Source organism: Phycisphaerae bacterium (assembly GCA_017999985.1).
In the GTDB taxonomy this organism is placed as follows: Bacteria; Planctomycetota; Phycisphaerae; order UBA1845; family Fen-1342; genus JAGNKU01.
Window position 1 is genome coordinate 78550 of the sequence record JAGNKU010000019.1, and the last position, 16955, is coordinate 95504.

A 16955-nucleotide genomic window follows, 5' to 3' on the forward strand; every position below is an offset into this window, starting at 1 on the left:
GCTGCGCCTTGCCGCGCCGACCGTCACACCCGCGTACGCATAACTGAGACTCGATTATCGCACTCTGCCGGCACGCGCCACCGTGCGCAGAACCCGAATATTACTCTCGCCGCGCCAACCAGCGCCCGAAATACTGGTCCAACTGGGAGACGGTATAATGCATTACTCGGGCGTGTCGCTCTGTGGAGATCGAATCATGAAACCCGCACGCCTTGCCCCGCTGGCCCTGCTGGCGGCGGTCCCCTGGTTCTTGGGCGCCCCCCGGCCGGCGGCCGGCCAGGAGCTGGCTCAACTGGAGGACGAGACAGTCCTCCAGGACTACGAGGCGCCGGCGGAGATCGCGCCGCATCTCGATGCGCTGGTGCGGGCCACGTCGCCCTCCGCAGCCATCGAGGCCTACGCCCGGGGTCGGGCCGCGGTGCCGGACAGCTTTGAGCTGACCCAGACCTTCGTGCATGTCATGGTCGCCCTCGGCGCTCCGGACCTCTGCGCTGCCCAAGCCGATGAAGTCGTGCAGCGCGATCCCAGTGACGGACTGGCGTGGGGTGTGCGCGCCGTCGGTCGGGCCGGGAGCGAGGATTACTACGGCGCGTTGGCGGACATCGCGACCGCCGCGCACCTGGCGCCGCGCGAACCCTTCGTGCAGCGCATCGCCGGACAACTGATGGCATGGTACGACACAAAGGGCGAACCGGGCCGCCTCGACCCGGATGTGCACCAGTCGCTGCGCAACCTCCGCCGCGACTTCGCCAACGAAGACGCATTCTCCCAGGAATACCGCGCCGCCAAGGAGTACTTCGAGCGGCCCGAGGCCGCACCGGCAGACCAGCCGGCGCAAGTCGCGCCCACCGTGCCGCCTGAAAGCAGCAGCCCCATCGCGCTGACGCCGGCGCCGAGCGTGGTCTACGAGGAACCTGCCTACGAGGTCGTGACACCCACGTACAACGTCTACCCGGAGACGTACATCGACACGGGCTGGTACTGGGGACCGACGTACGACACGTACCGTTACTCGTTCGGAACCAGTCTCTACATCCTGCCGCGTCGCCACTATGACTGCTGGCCGCGCTATCGTTACCCGTACCGGTATGGATACCGGCCGTGCCCGCCGCGCATTGACCGGCACGACGATCGCGACCGCCATTACTCGCGGCCCGGCTGGCGCGACAACTCGAACGACCGGCACCCCGCGCCGCGCTCGGGCATCACGCCGCGCTATGGCGTGCCCGACAACCGCCTGGGACGCGATGCACGTACGCCGGGTCACAAGCCCGCCGTTACGCCGAACTTCAAGCCGCCGACCGTCCCCGGCCGGAAGCCGCCGACCGTCCCGGGCGTGAGGTCCCTGCCCGGCTCGGGATCCCGACCGCAGCGGAGCAATCCGGCGATCGCCCCGCAGGCCACAGGGTCGCGTTCGGCCGGCACGCCGAGCCAGCGGTCGACGGTCAGTCCACGCCCCTCCGCCAGTCAGCGTCCGAGCGCCCACGTGCGTCCAGCGCCGTCCGCGCCGCGTCACTCGGTCAGCTCGGGCAGCCGCAGCGGGCCGAGTCGCAGCAGCGGCCACAGCGCCGTCCGCGGCACGAGCCGCAGCGGCGGGCATAGCCCCCGTGGCCGGTAGGCACGGTTGTTGTTGAATCCCGCGCTCGCCCCCATAATGTGCGTCCGCCAGCTGCCGCGCATTGGACTGCGCCGGCCAACCGGCGGTGATGCCGTGGAATCTGGAGGACGTGCGTAATGAAGGGCGACGCGAAACTGCTGAAGAAGCTGAATGATCTACTGGCTGACGAGTTGACCGCCATTAACCAGTACATGGTGCACTCCGAGATGTGCGATGGCTGGGGGTACGAGCGGCTGCACCGCCAGATCGAGAAACGCGCGATCCAGGAGATGAAGCACGCTGAGATGCTGATCAAGCGGATCCTCTTCTTCGAAGGCACGCCCGTCGTCAGCAAGCTAAACAAGATTCGCATCGGAGCCGACGTGGCCAAGCAGTTCGCGAACGACCTCATGGCTGAGCACGGCGCGCTGGAGATGTACAACGAAGCCATCAGGCTGGCCGACCAGGTGAAGGACGCGCCGACCCGCAACCTGCTGGAGCAGATTGCCCGCGACGAAGATGACCACATCGATTGGCTGGAAGAACAGCTTGATCAGGTCAAGCAGCTGAGCCTGCAGTTCTACCTGTCGACCCAGATCAAGAAAGACGACTAAATTCGTGCCGCAACACCGACCTCCCGCCCGGGGAGAAGCCGCGGGAGAGTTATGCGACCACCGCCGTTAAGGACGGGGGTCGTCGTGCACTTCAGCCGGCGGCGCGTTGTTGCGCCCCACACCCCGCTTGCGCACCGCCTCGCGCAGCAAATACTCGATCTGGGCGTTGACACTGCGCAGCTCGTCGCGCGCCCAGCGCTGCAGCGCGTCCGACAAGTCCGCGGGAATGCGTAACAGGATGGCCTTCTTCGTGTCCGCCATGACGTTCGATTCGGCCAGGGGCGGCCGTCAGCCGGAGACCAGCCGCGCCACGGCCGATCTCCGGGCAGCCGCTGACGCACCGTTCAGGAATAAAGGGTCCCGGCGTTCACGACCGGTTGCGCCGCCTGCTCGCCACACAACACGACCAGCAGGTTGCTGACCATCGCCGCCTTGCGCTCGTCGTCCAGCTCGACTGTCTTCTTTTCGTGGAGCCGCTCGAGCGCCGTCTCCACCATGCCCACCGCCCCTTCGACAATCCGCAGCCGGGCGGCGACGATCGCCTCGGCCTGCTGGCGGCGGAGCATCGCGCCCGCAATCTCCGGGGCGTAGGCGAGATGGCTGAGCCGTGCCTCCTCCACGATCACGCCCGCCTTGATCAGCCGCTCCTGCAGCTCCTGCTGCAACCCGTGCGAGACTTCGTCCATGCTGCCGCGCAGGGACAATTCGTGGTCCGCCGTCGTGTCGTACGGGTAACGGCTCGCCAGGTGCCGCAGCGCCGACTCGCTCTGGATGTGCACGTAATCGCGGTAGTCGTCGACATCGAAGGTCGCCTGGGCCGTCTCCTGGACGCGCCACACCACGACAGCCGCGATCTCGGTCGGATTGCCGCGCTGGTCGTTCACCTTCAGCGTGTCCGTGTTGAAGTTCCGCGTCCGCAGCGACAGCTTGATCTTGCGGAAGAACGGGTTCGCCCAGTGAAAACCGGACATTCGGACCGTGCCCTTATATGCACCGAACAGCAGGATCACGGCGGCCTCGTTCGGCTGCAGGGTGAAGAACCCGGCCATCAACACCATCAGGATCGCAAATGCCAGCCCGCAGGCGACGATCCCACAGATCTCCGCCACCGGCACCTCGCCCCGTGGCGTGTGGGCGACGACGTACACCAGCCGGATGAATGCCCCAATCACCGCGAGGAGCAGTGCGATCAAGATGGGCAGGACCACCCAGCCGCTCGTTGTCCGACGCTCGAATTCCGTAGTCATCCGCAACTCCTTTCAAGCAGCGCGACCACTTTGCTATGTATAAGATATCATAAAAATATCACGATGCAAGCGCGTGCATACAAGTCTCGACAGGTGACGCAACTCGATTCATGTCAATTGGTTACAGACTCCACCGGGGCCGCGAGCTTCCCCTGTTACGGCTTTTCGGCCCGACCGGTCTCCGGCGTCGCCATCACGTTCGGCTTGAAGACTCGCGATTCCAGCGCTCGCACGTAGGTCGTCCAGTCGCTGCTGGCGTCCGTGTCGCCCGCGATGGCCTCCGACACCATCGCCAGCTTCGCATCCAGATTGTCGAGATAATGGACCATGAGCGCTTCGGCGGTTGCCGGCAGGCGCGGGCTGCCGAACTCATACTTGCCGTGGTGGGCCAGGATGACGTGCTTGAGCGCCATCTCCACGGCAGCGGGGAATCGCCGTTGGGTTTCGCGTTCGAGTTCACGGCACTTGTCGTGAATCCAGAGCACGCACTGCACGATGTGCCCGACGAGCTGCCCCTCGTTCGTGTATTCGAAGTTCGTGCTGTAAGCGAGCTCGCGCGTCTTGCCCGCGTCGTGCAGGAAGATGGCCGTCAGGACCAGGTCGCGGCTGACCTGCGGATACAGCGGGCAGATCGCCTCCGCCAGCCGCAGCAGGTTGCGTGTGTGCTCCACCAACCCGCCGACGTAGGCGTGGTGCATCTGGACCGCCGCCGGGCAGCGCTTGAACGCGGCCACGAACTCGGTGTCATTGACGAACTTGCCCAAGAGCGCAAGCAGGTCGCGGTTCTGCACCTGGCGGAGCAGATCCTTGACCTGGTTCCAGAGCGCGTCCACGTCGTGTTTCGTGGTCGGCAGGAACTCGGCCGGATCGAAGCTGCCCGCCTCGACGCCTCGCAGACCATCGATGATAAACTGGCGATTGCCCCGGTAGTTCTCCACGCGGCCGCGAAAGTGCAGCAACCCGCCCTCGGGGATCGAATCGAAGATCTCCTGCGAAGCCTGCCACATGCGCGCCGGCATCTGGCCACTGCCGTCCGCAATGACGACGTGGATGTACAGGCTGCCGTTGGTCGTCGTGCGCAAGTCCTTCTGCGCCACGCGGAAGACCTGGTCCGCGACGCGCTCGCCGGCCTGTAGTTCCGACACCTTCCGGCGTGCTGGCGTATTCGCGGTTGTCATGGCTTCTTCTTCCCGCTCCCGCGCTGGGACCGCAATGCAGCCGCCCACTCGTACGCGTCCGGCGTAATGAACACCGCGTCGTCGCCGAACATGTCCTGCCGCAGGACCATGCCCAGCGGGGTGGTGTAGTAGGAATGCATGGCGGCCGCGAGTTCCGCGAGCGCGGCATCCCAGGTCCGGCCGCTGTCTTCGAGGGCGCGCAAGGCGAAGAAGACTCCGTCGGGTTGGCCCTGGTAGCGGCCGACCAGCTCGGCGATCAGGATCTGCTCGGCGGAGCGACGTACCAAGCCCCAGTCGGCCCGCGCGTTGTCGTGAAAGACCACGCGGTGCAGACGCTCAATCTCGTCCACGATCCGCCGCAGGTGATCATGCGTGCGCACCGCAGCGGTCAGACGCTCAATTTCCTCGCGAGCCAGTTGCGACACAGCACACCTGTGGCCCCAAATGGGCGACGAGTTGCGTTCAGGGCGTCCGCCGGCCCCGGCCGCGACCGCGCGGACTCGGCCGCGGCTCCTCGGTCTGCTCTCCCGTCTTGGCCTCGGCATCGGGGCCGCGGCTCTCGTCGAGCGGCTGGCCGGTCATGACTCTGGTCAGCATGGTCTGGAGCTCGGCGAAGTCGATCGTCTCAGCCTTCTCCGCCCAGTCGACAACCTGATCGAGCGACGTCTGCAACTGCTCGTGGTACGCCACGATTTGCGTGACGTCTTCTTCGGTCAGCGGCGCATCGAGCTGGATTTTCCACTCGCCGTCCGCGCGGACCATCTGCAGCGCCGGCGTTGCCTTCACGTGGCCGAACAACACGGCGGTCAGGTTCGGGGTCACGCTGACATGCTCCGCGTCGAGCACGTCAATCTGGAGCGCGGGCAGCATGCCCGCGGTCAGCCCCTGGATCACCGCCTGCGCCTCACCCTCCTCGACCTTCAGTTTCTCGCCCAGCAGTCGCTCGAGCAGCGCCATCTTCTCGAGCGTCGCGGCCAGCAGTTCGCTCCGCTCCGCGAGCGGTCCGAGTTGCTCCGCATCGAACGCCCGCAGGACAACATCGATATCGCCCTTGCTGAACGCCTCGGCGACACGGGTCACGACCGCCCGCACCTCGTCCTCGGGCCCGCTCCCAGCATCCTCAGTCGCCCCGCGCTCCGCCGTGACCGGGGCCACCGGGGCACCGGGCACCTTCGCGGGCTGGTAGTTGGCCGGATCCTGGAGAATGCCGGGGTCCGCCACGCTCTTGGGCAGCGGGGCGCCCTCCTTCACGCCGCCCAGCGTGCGCTCCCGTCCGATGGGAGGTTCCTGCGATTCGCTGCACGAGCACAGCAGCCCCACCGCACCCCAACCGATGCCGAGCATCACTGCGAATCTTACCATCATCGTCGTCACTCGCGGAACTCTCACACGCGGCCCCTGGCCGGTGACCGCTGAACATGTCACCGTAGCCCGGCGGGCGTACGGCGTCAATGGTGATGCCTTTCTGCGACGTGGTGCGACGGTGAAGGGCGTGGCTCAATCGGGGTCGGGCATGGCCGAGGCAAGCTGATCGCGCAGCGCCGCGGCCCGCTCGTAGTCCTCGACAGCCAGGGCCTGCTCGAGTTCGGCCTGCAAACGCGCCGGGGCGGCGGCGGGCATCTGGCTCAGGATCTCGCCGCGCAGGACGCGCAGCGTGTCGATCTCGCGGGCGCAGTACTCCTCGTCCTCGTCGCGCCGGCAGAGGCGACCGATGGCCGCGATACCCTCATCGACCAGCCGCAGCGCCAGGGCGTGGCGCCCCCGGGCCGCGGCCAGTTGCGCGCGGGCGCGCGTGTTCATCATCAGGACGTACGCCCGCTGGGGCCGCAGCATGATGCGGTCGCGCTCCGCGGCGGCATACCGCTCGCACAGGTCCATGACCTGCAGGTTGCGGGCGGTATCGCGCTCGACGCCGTCGAACTCCTCCAGCACGAACAGCGAGAGGTAGCGCTGGTAGTAGAGATAGGCTTCGTGGCGCAGGGCCCGGCAGTCCTCCGGCGAAAGCACGAAGTCCTGGTCGTCGCCGGATACGTCGATGTGCTCCTGCCGCTGCTGCTCGAAGTACTCCAGCAGTGACTCGCAACCGTGAGGCTCCTGGCCATCCGGCCGCCCGGTGCACTCGAGCTGCAGGACGCCGAGGTCAATGCGAGTCTGGATCTTCTCGCGGCCATCGCGCCCGATGATCTTGCGCACCGAGATCTTGCCCGGCTCGAAGTTCCACCCGTCGAGGATCGTGCGGAGATCGCGTATCATCGTAGTAGGCGTATCGACCGGTCCGCGGGGCTCCATCAGCGTGGGCCGCGCCGTTCGCGATGCGGTCGAGCAAGCGCCGAACGACCGGGAGACATGCATCGTGCGGGTCATCGCGGGGCGATTTCGCGGACGTACCCTGGACGCACCGCCGGGGCAGAGCACGCGTCCGATCACCGACCGGGCGAAGGAAACGCTGTTCAACGTGCTGGGGCACCGCTTCGCGCTGCCGGGCTGTTTACCGGGCTTCGTGGTGCTGGACGTGTTTGCGGGCACCGGCAGCCTGGGTCTGGAGGCGCTGTCCCGCGGCGCGGCGGCGTGCACGTTCGTCGAGCAGGATCGCCGGGCGCTGCGCTATCTGCGACAGAACATCGCCCGGCTCGGCGCGGACGGGGCGTGCACCGTGTTGACCGATAATGCGTGGACGATGCGGCCGCCGCAGTGTGCAGGGGGCTTCGGGCTGGTATTCGTCGATCCGCCGTACCGGGACGCGACTGACCCGCTGACGATCCTGGATTTGCTGGAGCGTCTGGCGCCGAGCCTGGCCCCGGACGGGCTGCTGGTGTTCCGCCACGAGGCGCGGGCTCCCGCGCCGCCGGCCGGCGCCTGGCGGACGCTGCGTTGCGTGGACGAACGCATTCTTGGGCAGATGCGCCTGCTCCTGCTCGCGCTGGCGACGTGAACACGGGAGGCCGTGTCAGGAACCTCCTTCAACCCGCCACGCTCGAAGGGCCGCAAGGCAGCCGACCGCTTCGCTGGGGACCGTCCGCCCCCGTTGCCGTGCCCCTTCGCATTGATTAGCAACTCAGAGTAGCATGGCGCCCAGCGCCGGCGCGGCGCGCCAGGGCGTATGCAGGAGACGCGGTCGCGATGGCCTACGAGACGGCCGACCTGTTGCGTGCCTTCGGCCTGACCACCTTCGCGGGGCTGTGCACGGGCGTGGGCAGCGCCCTCGCGTTCTTCACCCGCCGCAGTCACGCCAGCTTCCTGTCGTGGTCGCTGGGGTTCTCCGGCGGCGTCATGGTCTACGTGTCGTTTGTCGAGATCCTCGCCAAGGCCCGCGCGGCTCTGTCAACCGATTTCGGCGAGAGCGCCTCCGGTTGGGCGACGGTCGGCGGGTTCTTCGCCGGCATGCTCGTGATCGCGGCGATCGACCGGCTGGTTCCATCATTCGAGAACCCGCATGAACCCCGGCGCGTCGAAGAGATGACGCAGGAGGTCAAGCGGCAGAAGCTGATGCGGATGGGGCTGCTGTCGGCTGCGGCGATCATGATCCACAACTTCCCGGAGGGGCTGGCCACCTTCGCGGCAGCGCTGCAGGAGCCGCGCATCGCCCTGTCCATCACGGTGGCGGTCGCGATTCATAACATCCCGGAGGGCATCGCGGTCTCCGTGCCGATCTTCTACGCCACGGGCAGCCGGCGGAAGGCGCTCGGATACTCGCTGTTGTCCGGCCTGGCGGAACCGGCCGGGGCCCTGCTCGGCTACGTATTCCTGATCGCCTTCATGGGCCCGCAGATGATGGGGTTCCTGTTTGCGGGCGTGGCCGGGATCATGGTGTTCATCTCGCTGGACGAGTTGTTGCCCACGGCCCGGGAGTACGGCAAGCCGCACCAGGTGATCTACGGCGTCATGGCGGGCATGGCCGTGATGGCGATCAGCCTGCTGCTGCTGTGACACCTCTGAAAAGGCGTCAGGACCTGAGACCATCTTGCCGGTTCAGTCGGCGGGGACACAGCGCGCGTGGGCCCAGGCGCGGAGCGCGGCGACCCGTTCGGCCATCGTCACCGACAGCGGCGGCGATGCGGCCAGCGCCCGCCGCAGATGCACGGTCGCGAGGTCGGTCTTCGAAGCATACGCGTCGTGCAGCGCGGCGACGACCGCCTGCTCCAGCTCGGCCCCGCTGAAGCCGTCCGCCGCGTCCGCCAGCGCATCCAGGTCAAACGCCGCCGGATCGCGCTGCCGCTTGCGCAGATGAATCGCCAGAATCTCGCGGCGCACTTCCGGGTCGGGCAGGTCCACGAAGAAGATCTCGTCGAACCGCCCCTTGCGCAGCAGCTCCGGCGGCAGCGCGTCGATGTCGTTCGCCGTCGCCACGATGAACACCGGCGCCGGGTGCTCCTGCATCCAGGTCAGCAGGCTGCCGAACATGCGTTGCGACAGGCCGCCATCCGTACTCCGGCTGGCCGCCGAGGCAAAGGCCTTTTCGATCTCGTCGATCCACAGGATCAGCGGCGCCATGCGTTCGGCCTGTTGCAGCGCCTCGCGCAGCCGGCGCTCGGATTCGCCGACGTAGCGATCGTACAACGCGCCGACGTCCATCCGCAGCAACGGCTGCTGCCAGGCCGTTGCGATCGCCTTCGCGCACAGGCTCTTGCCCGCCCCCTGGACACCGAGCATCAGCACGCCGCGCGGCTGCGTCAGTCCGAACCGCGCCGCCTGATCGGTCAGTGCATTCTGCCGCTGTTCCAGCCAGCGCTTCAGCCTCCGCAAACCGCCGATTTCCACCAGGCTGACCGGCGTCTCGATGTACTCCAGCAGCCCGCCCTGCTGCAGCACCCGCCGTTTCGCCGCCACGACGGCGTTGATGTCGTGCTCGTCGAACCGGCGATCGTCCGCGATCGTGTCGGCGATGATGCGGGCCGCCTGCCGGCGCGTCAGGCCGCGCAGGTTGCGGATGATCGTGCGCAGCCCGCTGCGCGCGATATCGATCTCGATCGGCCGCTCACGATTCGCCTGCCGCAGAGTGTCGATGACGAGCTGCTCCAGCTCCTGCTCGTCCGGCAGCGACAGGTGGTAACGGGTTGCGTAGCTGGCAATCACCGCCGGCAGCTCTTCCTGATAATCGATCAGCACGAGTTGACCGCCGGTGCTCCGCAGGCGGTGCAGCAGGTTCCGCAGTACGCGCAGCGTCCGATCGTCGCGCAGGTGGCTGGCCAGATCGAGCGTGACACACAGGGGGTGCGGCGCCAGATGCGCAAAGTGGGTCAATCCGGCGATCGGCGTCTCCGTCGCGGGAATCGGCACGCTGCTGCTCAGCAAGCCGTCCTGCACGCCGCCGCTGACCGACCACAGCCACAGCGGCCGGTTCATTTGCAGGCTGAGCTCGCGCAGCACGCCGAGCGCGTAGTCCTCCTCAAACGTGTGGATGCTGATGCACACGTGCCCCAGCCGTACGAGCTGCTCCAGTTCGGCGTAGTCGTTCATGCCGTCCGCCCAAGTCACGTCACGGACGCGAATGCGCGGCAAGGTACCGTTCCCGCCCGGCCGTGACAACCGAACCAGACCCACGCGGTCAAGGCGGCATCGGGAACCGGCCGCGGCCACACAGCGCCGTCAGTTCGCGCAGGGCCTGCTCCGCCCGCTCGACCGCAACGCGCGCGTCCGACGTGCCACCGCTCGCCGCGTCGTCCTGGTCGCCGGGGCCACCGTCCACTCTGGGCGCAGGGTGCACCAGGTGCCGGGCCAGCGCCTCCAGCGTGAGCTGCTCATCATCCGCGAGGCAGCACTGCAGCGCCAGCAGCGCCGTCCGCAACTCGCCCACGCAACCCTGCACGCGGGCCGTCAGCGCGGCGGAATCAATCGGCGGATCAGGCGTCACCGCCGGGCTCGCGGCGGGCGCGGTTGGCATGGCAGAGGTGGTCTGCTCCCCGGTCCCCAGGTAGCGCGCGACGAGCAGCAACAGCCGTTCGCGCTCGATCGGCTTCGTCATGTAGTCATCGCACCCGGCCGCCAGGCACTTCTCGCGATCCGACGCCATCGCGTGCGCTGTCAGGGCCACGATTGGCCCGCGGTAGCCCTGCTGCCGCAAACGCTGCGTCGCCCGGTACCCATCCAGCACCGGCATCTGCATGTCCATGAGAATCACGCCGAACGGTTGGCCGCTGGCAATGGCCCGTTGGACGGCCTCGATCGCCAGCGCGCCGTTCTCGGCCGTGGTCACCTCGGCGCCCGCGCGCGTGAGCAGGGTGGCGAGGAGGCGCTGGTTGTCGGGGCCGTCCTCGACCAGCAGCACGCGCCCGCGCAGGCGCGGCACGGCGGGCTGCGAGGTACGTATTGCCGCCGGCGCCGCGCGCCGGTACTCCACGAGCGACACGCTCTCCAGCGGCCCCACGGGAATCGTGACGTGGAACGTACTGCCCACGCCCGGCTGGCTCTCGACCGTCAGTTCCCCGCCCAGCATTTCCGTCAGCCGGCGACTGATCGAGAGGCCCAGGCCACTGCCGCCGTACTTGCGATTGATCGAGCTGTCGGCCTGTGAGAACGGCTCAAAGAGCCGCGCCAATTGCTCGGGGCCGATGCCGATGCCCGTATCCTGGACCGCCAGGTGGAGCCGCGGCCCAGCCGCACAGCCCTGCGCCGGCGGGGTGCCCGCGGTGGTTGTGGAACCGTCCGGCGGCGCCTCGACCAAGCGGGCCACGACCGTGACCGAACCGCGCTCGGTGAACTTGATCGCGTTTCCCACGAGGTTGACCAGGACCTGCCGGAGGCGCGTCGGGTCGGTCGCGATGACCTCAGGCAGCAGGCCGTCGCCGGTGAACCGCAGCGTCAGGTTCTTGGCGGTCGCCCGCACCTGCATGAGCGTCTCGACGTCGGCCAGCAGCTCGAGCAGCGCACAGGGCACGATCTCGAGCTGCATCTTGCCGGCCTCGATGCGGGACAGATCGAGGATGTCATTAAGTAGTTGGAGCAGATAGCGGGCGTTGCGGTTGATCGTGTCGACGTACTGCCCCAGCGGGGACCGCCCGAAGTCGCAGCGCTTCTCGCAACCGTCCGCCACGAGCTCGATGTACCCCAGGATGGCGGACATCGGCGTGCGAATCTCGTGGCTCATGTTGGCCAGGAACTCGCTCTTCGCGCGGTTCGCGGCCGCGGCCGCGGCGTTCGCACGCTCCCATTCGCACTCCGCCCGGCGGCGCTCGGTGATGTCCCGGGCCGCGAGGCACACCCCGACGACGTTGCCCGCGAAGTCGCGGTAGACCGAGGCATTGCACAGCACGGGCGTGAGGCCGCCGTCCGCATGCCGCAGCTCGAGCGGAAAATCCCAGGCCGCCCCGCGCTCGAACGCCTGTTCGTAGGCCCGCCGCGCCTGCGCCGCGTCGCTGGCCAGCCGGGCGAACGCCGTCCCGAGGAGCTCCGCGCGCGGCCGTCCGGTCGCGGCCTGTGCCGCGGCGTTGATGTCGGTGATGTTGCCATCGCGGTTGATGATGAACAGCGGGTCGAGGCTGGCCTCGATGAGGCTGCGGTTGTACTCGTTCGCCGCGCGGACCGCCTCCTCCAGCCGTTTCGTGTCGGTGACGTCGACGATGAAACCTTCGAGCGCCAGCAGCGCCCCCGTCGGCGCGTGCACGCCCCGCCCCTGTTCCCAAACCCACTTCTCCTCGCCGCTGCCCGCGATGATCCGGTAGGTGATCCGGAATGACCGGCCCTGCGCGAGCGCCGCCTGCACTTCCCGCCATACGTGCTCGCGATCGTCCGGGTGAATCAGCTCGCCGAACGGCCTACCGCCCTGCCCCGTCAGTTGGGCCGGGTGATAGCCGGTCAGTTCACGGCTGCCTTCACTCACGAACTCCATCGGCCAGTCGGGCGCGTTGCGGCAACGGTACGCCATGCCCGGCAGGTTGCTCATCAGGGTCGTGATGTGACGCTGGCTTTCACACAAGGCCCGCTCGGATTCCTGCGCCGCGGCCAGCAGCCCATTAACGGTGCCCGCCAGGCTGGCCAGCTCGTCGGCACCCGGCGCGGCGACGCGCGCCGAGAAGTCCCCCACCGCCGCGATCGCCTGCACAGCGGCGCTCAGGCCTGCGACGCGCGCCAGCACCAGGCGCTCGACCAGCACGAGCGTCAGCGCCCCGAAGACCAGCCCCGCCACGACCACGGCACCGAGCAGGGCGCGCGTGCTGAGCTGCCCATGCCGGTGAATCCCGCGGTTCGTCTGGGCGCGCAGCACGAGCGCCGGTCGCCCCTGCAAATCTCGCACCAGCGTGTAGCCGGCCACCGCCTCGTCACTCAGCGGCTGCACCACGACTGCCTGACCCGGGCCCAGAGCCGCTGCCGCGCGCCGCATGTCCGCGGGCAGCTCGGCCGCGTCCGGCGCCTGTAACGTCAAGGTCAACTCGGTCATCGCGGAGAGCCGCGTGCACTCAGCTTCATCCAGAAAGCGGCCCATGATCAGAGTCCCGCGCGGCGGGCCCGTGCCCGCGCTGGTCAGAATCGGCCGCGCCGCGAACATCAGCGGACCCTCGGGCAGCATGCGGATACCCGCAATGCCCTCACCCGTGTGCATCGGCTGGAGCAGTTCGTCGCCCGGTGGAACCTGTTGCTGGAAAATGGCAGCCGGCGCGCGCGGTGCGCCGCTGCGGAAGTCGTAGAACTTGCCGTAGACGAGCTCCCCGCGCGTGTTGACGATCACAATCAGGTGGACTTGCAGGTCGACAAACGCTGTCGCCGTGAGATTGGACGCCTCGTAGGCCGGATCGCCGGTCTCAACCGCCTCGTACGTGTCGTCCCAGTTGGACCAGTCACCCGCCTTGCTGTTCAGTCCGGCGATAACGTTCTGAAGGGCGTTGACGGCGCGCTGCACGTCGCGCTGCACGCTCTCGGTCTCAAGGTGCCCGAAACTGCGCCGCAGGATCTGTCGCGCAGTCGTTTCCAGGAGCGCAACCAGGACGACCAGGGTCACGCCAATCGCCGCGAGCGTCTTCTTGCGCAACGTCATCAGCACTTCCAGACGACGCGGCACGGCACGGCCGCGACCCCGCCGCGCGTGCGCGGGTCCAGCGCAAACACTGCGACGGGCATCCCTATTCATCGGATATTGCCGAACGGCACTCGCTGCCCGTTTCCGCCACCGAACACCATTCTGGACGCTCGGGCGCGTCTGATAACACGGAACTCCCCCTGCGTCACCTCGCGCGGGCTTAAACGCGCAGAGCGCGGCCGGACCAGCGCCGGCCGCTGCCAGCGCCCGGGGGAACCCAGCGCCGGCGACCAGGCGATTCCACGCGCCGGGCCGTGTGGAATCTGTGGGCCATCCCGCTACACTACCGGGCTCGCAACGGAGAGCACCGATGAGCGTCCGCAACCTGGATTCGTTGTTCAAGCCGACCTCCGTCGCCGTTATCGGGGCATCGAACAGCCCGCTGAGCATCGGCGGCGTCGTGATGCGAAACCTGCTGAAGGCCGGCTTCAACGGCCCGATCATGCCGGTGAATCCGAAGTACCCCGCGGTGGCCGGCGTGCTCACGTATCCGGACGTCGCCCATTTGCCGGTCGCGCCCGACCTGGGGGTCATCTGCACGCCACCCGCCACCGTGCCCGGTCTGATTCATGAACTCGGCGAGCGCGGCACGCGGGCCGCCATCGTCATCACCGCCGGCCTCTCCAACGTGCGGATGCCCGACGGTCGCACGGTGCAGGACGCGATGCTCGCCGCCGCACAGCCCTTCCTGCTGCGCATCCTCGGCCCCAACTGCGTGGGCCTGCTCGTGCCCAAGCTGGGGTTGAACGCCACGTTCGCGCACACCGAAATCCAGACGGGGTCGATCGGCTTCGTGTCGCAGTCCGGCGGGTTTTGCACGGCGACGCTCGACTGGGCCCGCGCACGCGGCATCGGCTTCTCACATTTCGTTTCGCTCGGCAATAGTGCCGACGTCGACTTTTCCGACGTGCTCGACTACCTCGGCAGCACTCCCGAGACGACTGCCATCCTGCTCTACATGGAATCGATCGGCGCCGACGAGGCCCGCAAGTTCATGTCGGCCGCCCGCGCCGCGTCACGCAACAAGCCGGTGCTGGCGATCAAGGCCGGCCGCTACGCTGAAGGCGCCCGCGCCGCGGCCTCGCACACCGGCGCCCTGGCCGGCGCCGACAACGTCTACGATGCCGCGCTGCGGCGTGCCGGTATTCTGCGTGTGTTCACCCTCGACGAGCTGTTCGACGCGGTCGAAACGCTCGCCCGCGCCCGCCCTCTCAGGGGCGAACGCCTGGCGATTCTCACCAACGGCGGCGGCCCGGGCGTCATCGCCACGGACGCCCTGATCGCCGATGGCGGGCAGCTCGCGGAATTCTCCGACGAGACCATGCGGAAATTGCACGCCCTGCTGCCCGGCACGTGGTCCCAGGGCAATCCCGTGGACATGGTGGGCGACGCCGACGCGCGCGTCTACGCCCAGTCGCTGCGCATTCTGCTCGATGACCCGGGCATCGACACCATCCTCGTGATGAACGCCCCCAGCGCGGTCGCCCCGCCCGAGGACGCCGCCCGCGGAATCGTCGACATCGTCCGCGATGCCCGGCTGCCCATTCTGACCAGTTGGCTGGGGGGCGAGGCCGCCGGCCGCGCCCGCCAGATCTTCGCGCAGTCCGGCATCCCCACCTACGACACCCCCGAGAGCGCGGTCCGGGCCTTCATGCACATGGTCCGCTACCGGCGAAATCAGGAGATTCTGACCCAGACGCCCCCATCGGCGCCCACCGACTTCACACCCACACCCGGCGCCGCCCGCGCCGTGATCGAGACCGCGCTCGCCGAGGACCGCGACCTGCTCACCGAGCCGGAGGCCAAACAGCTACTGGCGGCATACGGCATTCCGGTCGTCGAGACGCGCGTGGCCGCGACCCCCTTCGAGGCCGCGCAGATGGCCGAGCAGATGGGCTTCCCGGTGGCGCTGAAGATCCTCTCGCCGGATATCACCCACAAATCGGATGTGGGCGGCGTCGCACTGGCGCTCGACGCGTCCGACGACGTGTGGACCGCCGCAGTGACCATGCAGACGCGTATCAACAAGCGCTTCCCGGACGCGCGGCTGAGCGGCTTCACGGTTCAGAAGATGGCGCAGCGGCCGCACGCCCTGGAGTTGATCATCGGCGTGAGCACCGATCCGATCTTTGGGCCTGTCATCCTGTTCGGACGCGGCGGCACCGCCGTCGAAGTGATCGCCGACAGCGCCACCGCCCTGCCGCCGATGAACATGAGCCTCGCGCGGCACATGATCGCGCGCACCCGCGTCTACCGTCTCCTCAAGGGCTACCGCGACCGCAAGCCCGCCGACCTCGACGCGATCTGCATGACCCTCATCCAGATCTCGCAGTTGATCGTCGACCGCCCCGAAATCGTCGAACTCGACATTAACCCGCTCTTCGCGGACAGCGCAGGCGTGCTCGCCCTGGACGCCCGCGTGCGCATCGCGCCCGCCGGAACTGCCGGGGCGGCTGGCGCCAAACGACTCGCAATCCGCCCGTATCCGCGCGAGCTGGAGGAGACCATCCGGCTGCCTTCGGGACGCGAGGTCTTCGTACGCCCGATCCGTCCCGAGGACGCACCGGCGCACCGGGAGTTCATCGCGCGCATTACGCCGGACGACTTGCGCTTTCGTTTCCTCGGCGTGACACGCGATGTGCCGCCGAGCGAGATGGCCCGGCTGACCCAGATCGACTACGACCGCGAGATGGCGTTCATCGCCATTGCGCCGAACGCGTCCGGCGAGGACGAGACGCTGGCGGTCGTTCGCACCGTGGGCAACCCCGACAACACCAAGGCCGATTTCGCGGTCATGGTACGCTCGGACTTGAAGCGCTCCGGGCTCGGCAGCGCCCTTATGCAGAAAATGATCCGCTACTGCAAGAGCCGCGGCACGCAGGAGATCGTCGGTGAGGTCCTCGCGGACAACCAGGCGATGCTGAATCTGACCACGCGCCTCGGCTTCACGGTCAAACCGTTGCCGGAAACCGGCCGGTGTGAGGTGCGCCTGCGGCTGACGTGACGCGCCGTTTCCCGTCCGCACAAACGCACGAGGCACGGACAAGCGTTGCCTGCCCGTGCCTCGGTGCGTTTCAGGTCAGCACTCCGGCTACGGTGCTGTCAGCAGGTTCACGAACGGGTTGATGTCGCTGAAGCCGACCGACCCGTCGCCGTTGATGTCGCCGTTCATGATGTTGCAGCTCGGGAACTGCCCCGCGTACGCAGCCGGGTTGGTGAGCGCCAGCACGAACGGATTGATGTCGCCAAAGCCCACCTGCCCGTCGCAGTTCAGGTCACCCACGAGCCCGCCGCCGTGCGGGATCACGC

Annotated in this window: 14 protein-coding genes; 5 read left to right on the forward strand and 9 right to left on the reverse strand. The window is 68.0% G+C overall.

The annotated features are described in order from the left end of the window. Positions 1-196: 196 nt before the first annotated feature. On the forward strand, positions 197-1618 hold the full coding sequence (locus KA383_18895; GenBank protein ID MBP7748186.1) for a hypothetical protein: 1422 nt from the start codon (positions 197-199) through the stop codon (positions 1616-1618). Between the two features lie 116 nt (positions 1619-1734). Then, positions 1735-2211, forward strand: coding sequence for a bacterioferritin (bfr, locus tag KA383_18900; protein ID MBP7748187.1), 477 nt, complete (start codon positions 1735-1737; stop codon positions 2209-2211). Between the two features lie 66 nt (positions 2212-2277). On the opposite strand, the gene KA383_18905 is transcribed toward bfr, so the two are convergent. From KA383_18905 to KA383_18930, 6 genes are all read right to left on the reverse strand, one after another. Continuing rightward, positions 2278-2472: an Arc family DNA binding domain-containing protein gene (locus KA383_18905; GenBank protein MBP7748188.1), complete on the reverse strand. Its 195-nt coding sequence runs from the start codon at positions 2470-2472 to the stop codon at positions 2278-2280. A gap of 83 nt (positions 2473-2555) precedes the next feature. Continuing rightward, positions 2556-3458, reverse strand: a complete 903-nt coding sequence (locus KA383_18910) for an SPFH domain-containing protein (GenBank protein ID MBP7748189.1) — start codon at positions 3456-3458, stop codon at positions 2556-2558. Positions 3459-3613: 155 nt separating this feature from the next. Continuing rightward, positions 3614-4636 (reverse strand): HD domain-containing protein, encoded by a 1023-nt coding sequence (locus tag KA383_18915; GenBank protein MBP7748190.1) that lies wholly within the window; start codon positions 4634-4636, stop codon positions 3614-3616. Next, a complete protein-coding gene (locus KA383_18920) occupies positions 4633-5061 on the reverse strand; it encodes a hypothetical protein (protein MBP7748191.1) in 429 nt (142 codons plus the stop codon). Before KA383_18920 ends, KA383_18915 begins: the two co-directional genes overlap by 4 nt. Before the next feature lie 37 nt (positions 5062-5098). Continuing rightward, complete coding sequence (locus tag KA383_18925) at positions 5099-6001, reverse strand: hypothetical protein (protein MBP7748192.1); 903 nt, start codon at positions 5999-6001, stop codon at positions 5099-5101. A 132-nt stretch (positions 6002-6133) separates the two neighbouring features. Beyond that, entirely contained in the window at positions 6134-6829 is a 696-nt protein-coding gene (locus tag KA383_18930; GenBank protein MBP7748193.1) for a UvrB/UvrC motif-containing protein, read from the reverse strand. Between KA383_18930 and rsmD the strand changes: the two genes are divergently transcribed. Together rsmD and zupT are read left to right on the forward strand one after the other, a co-directional pair. Next, positions 6816-7568, forward strand: coding sequence for a 16S rRNA (guanine(966)-N(2))-methyltransferase RsmD (rsmD, locus tag KA383_18935; GenBank protein MBP7748194.1), 753 nt, complete (start codon positions 6816-6818; stop codon positions 7566-7568). The two genes, KA383_18930 and rsmD, sit on opposite strands and share 14 nt — an antisense overlap. 188 nt (positions 7569-7756) lie before the next feature. After that, the gene (zupT, locus tag KA383_18940; protein MBP7748195.1) at positions 7757-8563 is read left to right on the forward strand and encodes a zinc transporter ZupT; all 807 of its coding nucleotides are present in this window, start codon (positions 7757-7759) and stop codon (positions 8561-8563) included. Between the two features lie 42 nt (positions 8564-8605). Here zupT and KA383_18945 read toward each other — a convergent pair whose 3' ends face one another. Then, on the reverse strand, positions 8606-10135 hold the full coding sequence (locus tag KA383_18945) for an AAA family ATPase (GenBank protein ID MBP7748196.1): 1530 nt from the start codon (positions 10133-10135) through the stop codon (positions 8606-8608). 46 nt (positions 10136-10181) lie between these two features. Beyond that, positions 10182-13604, reverse strand: coding sequence for a response regulator (locus KA383_18950; protein ID MBP7748197.1), 3423 nt, complete (start codon positions 13602-13604; stop codon positions 10182-10184). A 352-nt stretch (positions 13605-13956) separates the two neighbouring features. Between KA383_18950 and KA383_18955 the strand changes: the two genes are divergently transcribed. Next, the gene (locus tag KA383_18955; protein MBP7748198.1) at positions 13957-16650 is read left to right on the forward strand and encodes a bifunctional acetate--CoA ligase family protein/GNAT family N-acetyltransferase; all 2694 of its coding nucleotides are present in this window, start codon (positions 13957-13959) and stop codon (positions 16648-16650) included. A gap of 87 nt (positions 16651-16737) precedes the next feature. Here KA383_18955 and KA383_18960 read toward each other — a convergent pair. Continuing rightward, positions 16738-16955 (reverse strand): hypothetical protein (locus tag KA383_18960; protein MBP7748199.1); only part of this gene is annotated, 218 nt, incomplete at its 5' end.

Excerpts from the sequence above, each read along its gene's own strand:
- KA383_18910 (MBP7748189.1), bottom strand. The coding sequence starts at position 3,458 with ATGACTACGGAATTCGAGCGTCGGACAACGAGCGGCTGGGTGGTCCTG.
- bfr (MBP7748187.1), top strand. The coding sequence starts at position 1,735 with ATGAAGGGCGACGCGAAACTGCTGAAGAAGCTGAATGATCTACTGGCT.
- rsmD (MBP7748194.1), top strand. The coding sequence starts at position 6,816 with ATGATCTTGCGCACCGAGATCTTGCCCGGCTCGAAGTTCCACCCGTCG.
- KA383_18955 (MBP7748198.1), top strand. The coding sequence starts at position 13,957 with ATGAGCGTCCGCAACCTGGATTCGTTGTTCAAGCCGACCTCCGTCGCC.
- KA383_18905 (MBP7748188.1), bottom strand. The coding sequence starts at position 2,472 with ATGGCGGACACGAAGAAGGCCATCCTGTTACGCATTCCCGCGGACTTG.
- zupT (MBP7748195.1), top strand. The coding sequence starts at position 7,757 with ATGGCCTACGAGACGGCCGACCTGTTGCGTGCCTTCGGCCTGACCACC.
- KA383_18925 (MBP7748192.1), bottom strand. The coding sequence starts at position 6,001 with ATGATGGTAAGATTCGCAGTGATGCTCGGCATCGGTTGGGGTGCGGTG.
- KA383_18915 (MBP7748190.1), bottom strand. The coding sequence starts at position 4,636 with ATGACAACCGCGAATACGCCAGCACGCCGGAAGGTGTCGGAACTACAG.
- KA383_18950 (MBP7748197.1), bottom strand. The coding sequence starts at position 13,604 with ATGACGTTGCGCAAGAAGACGCTCGCGGCGATTGGCGTGACCCTGGTC.
- KA383_18895 (MBP7748186.1), top strand. The coding sequence starts at position 197 with ATGAAACCCGCACGCCTTGCCCCGCTGGCCCTGCTGGCGGCGGTCCCC.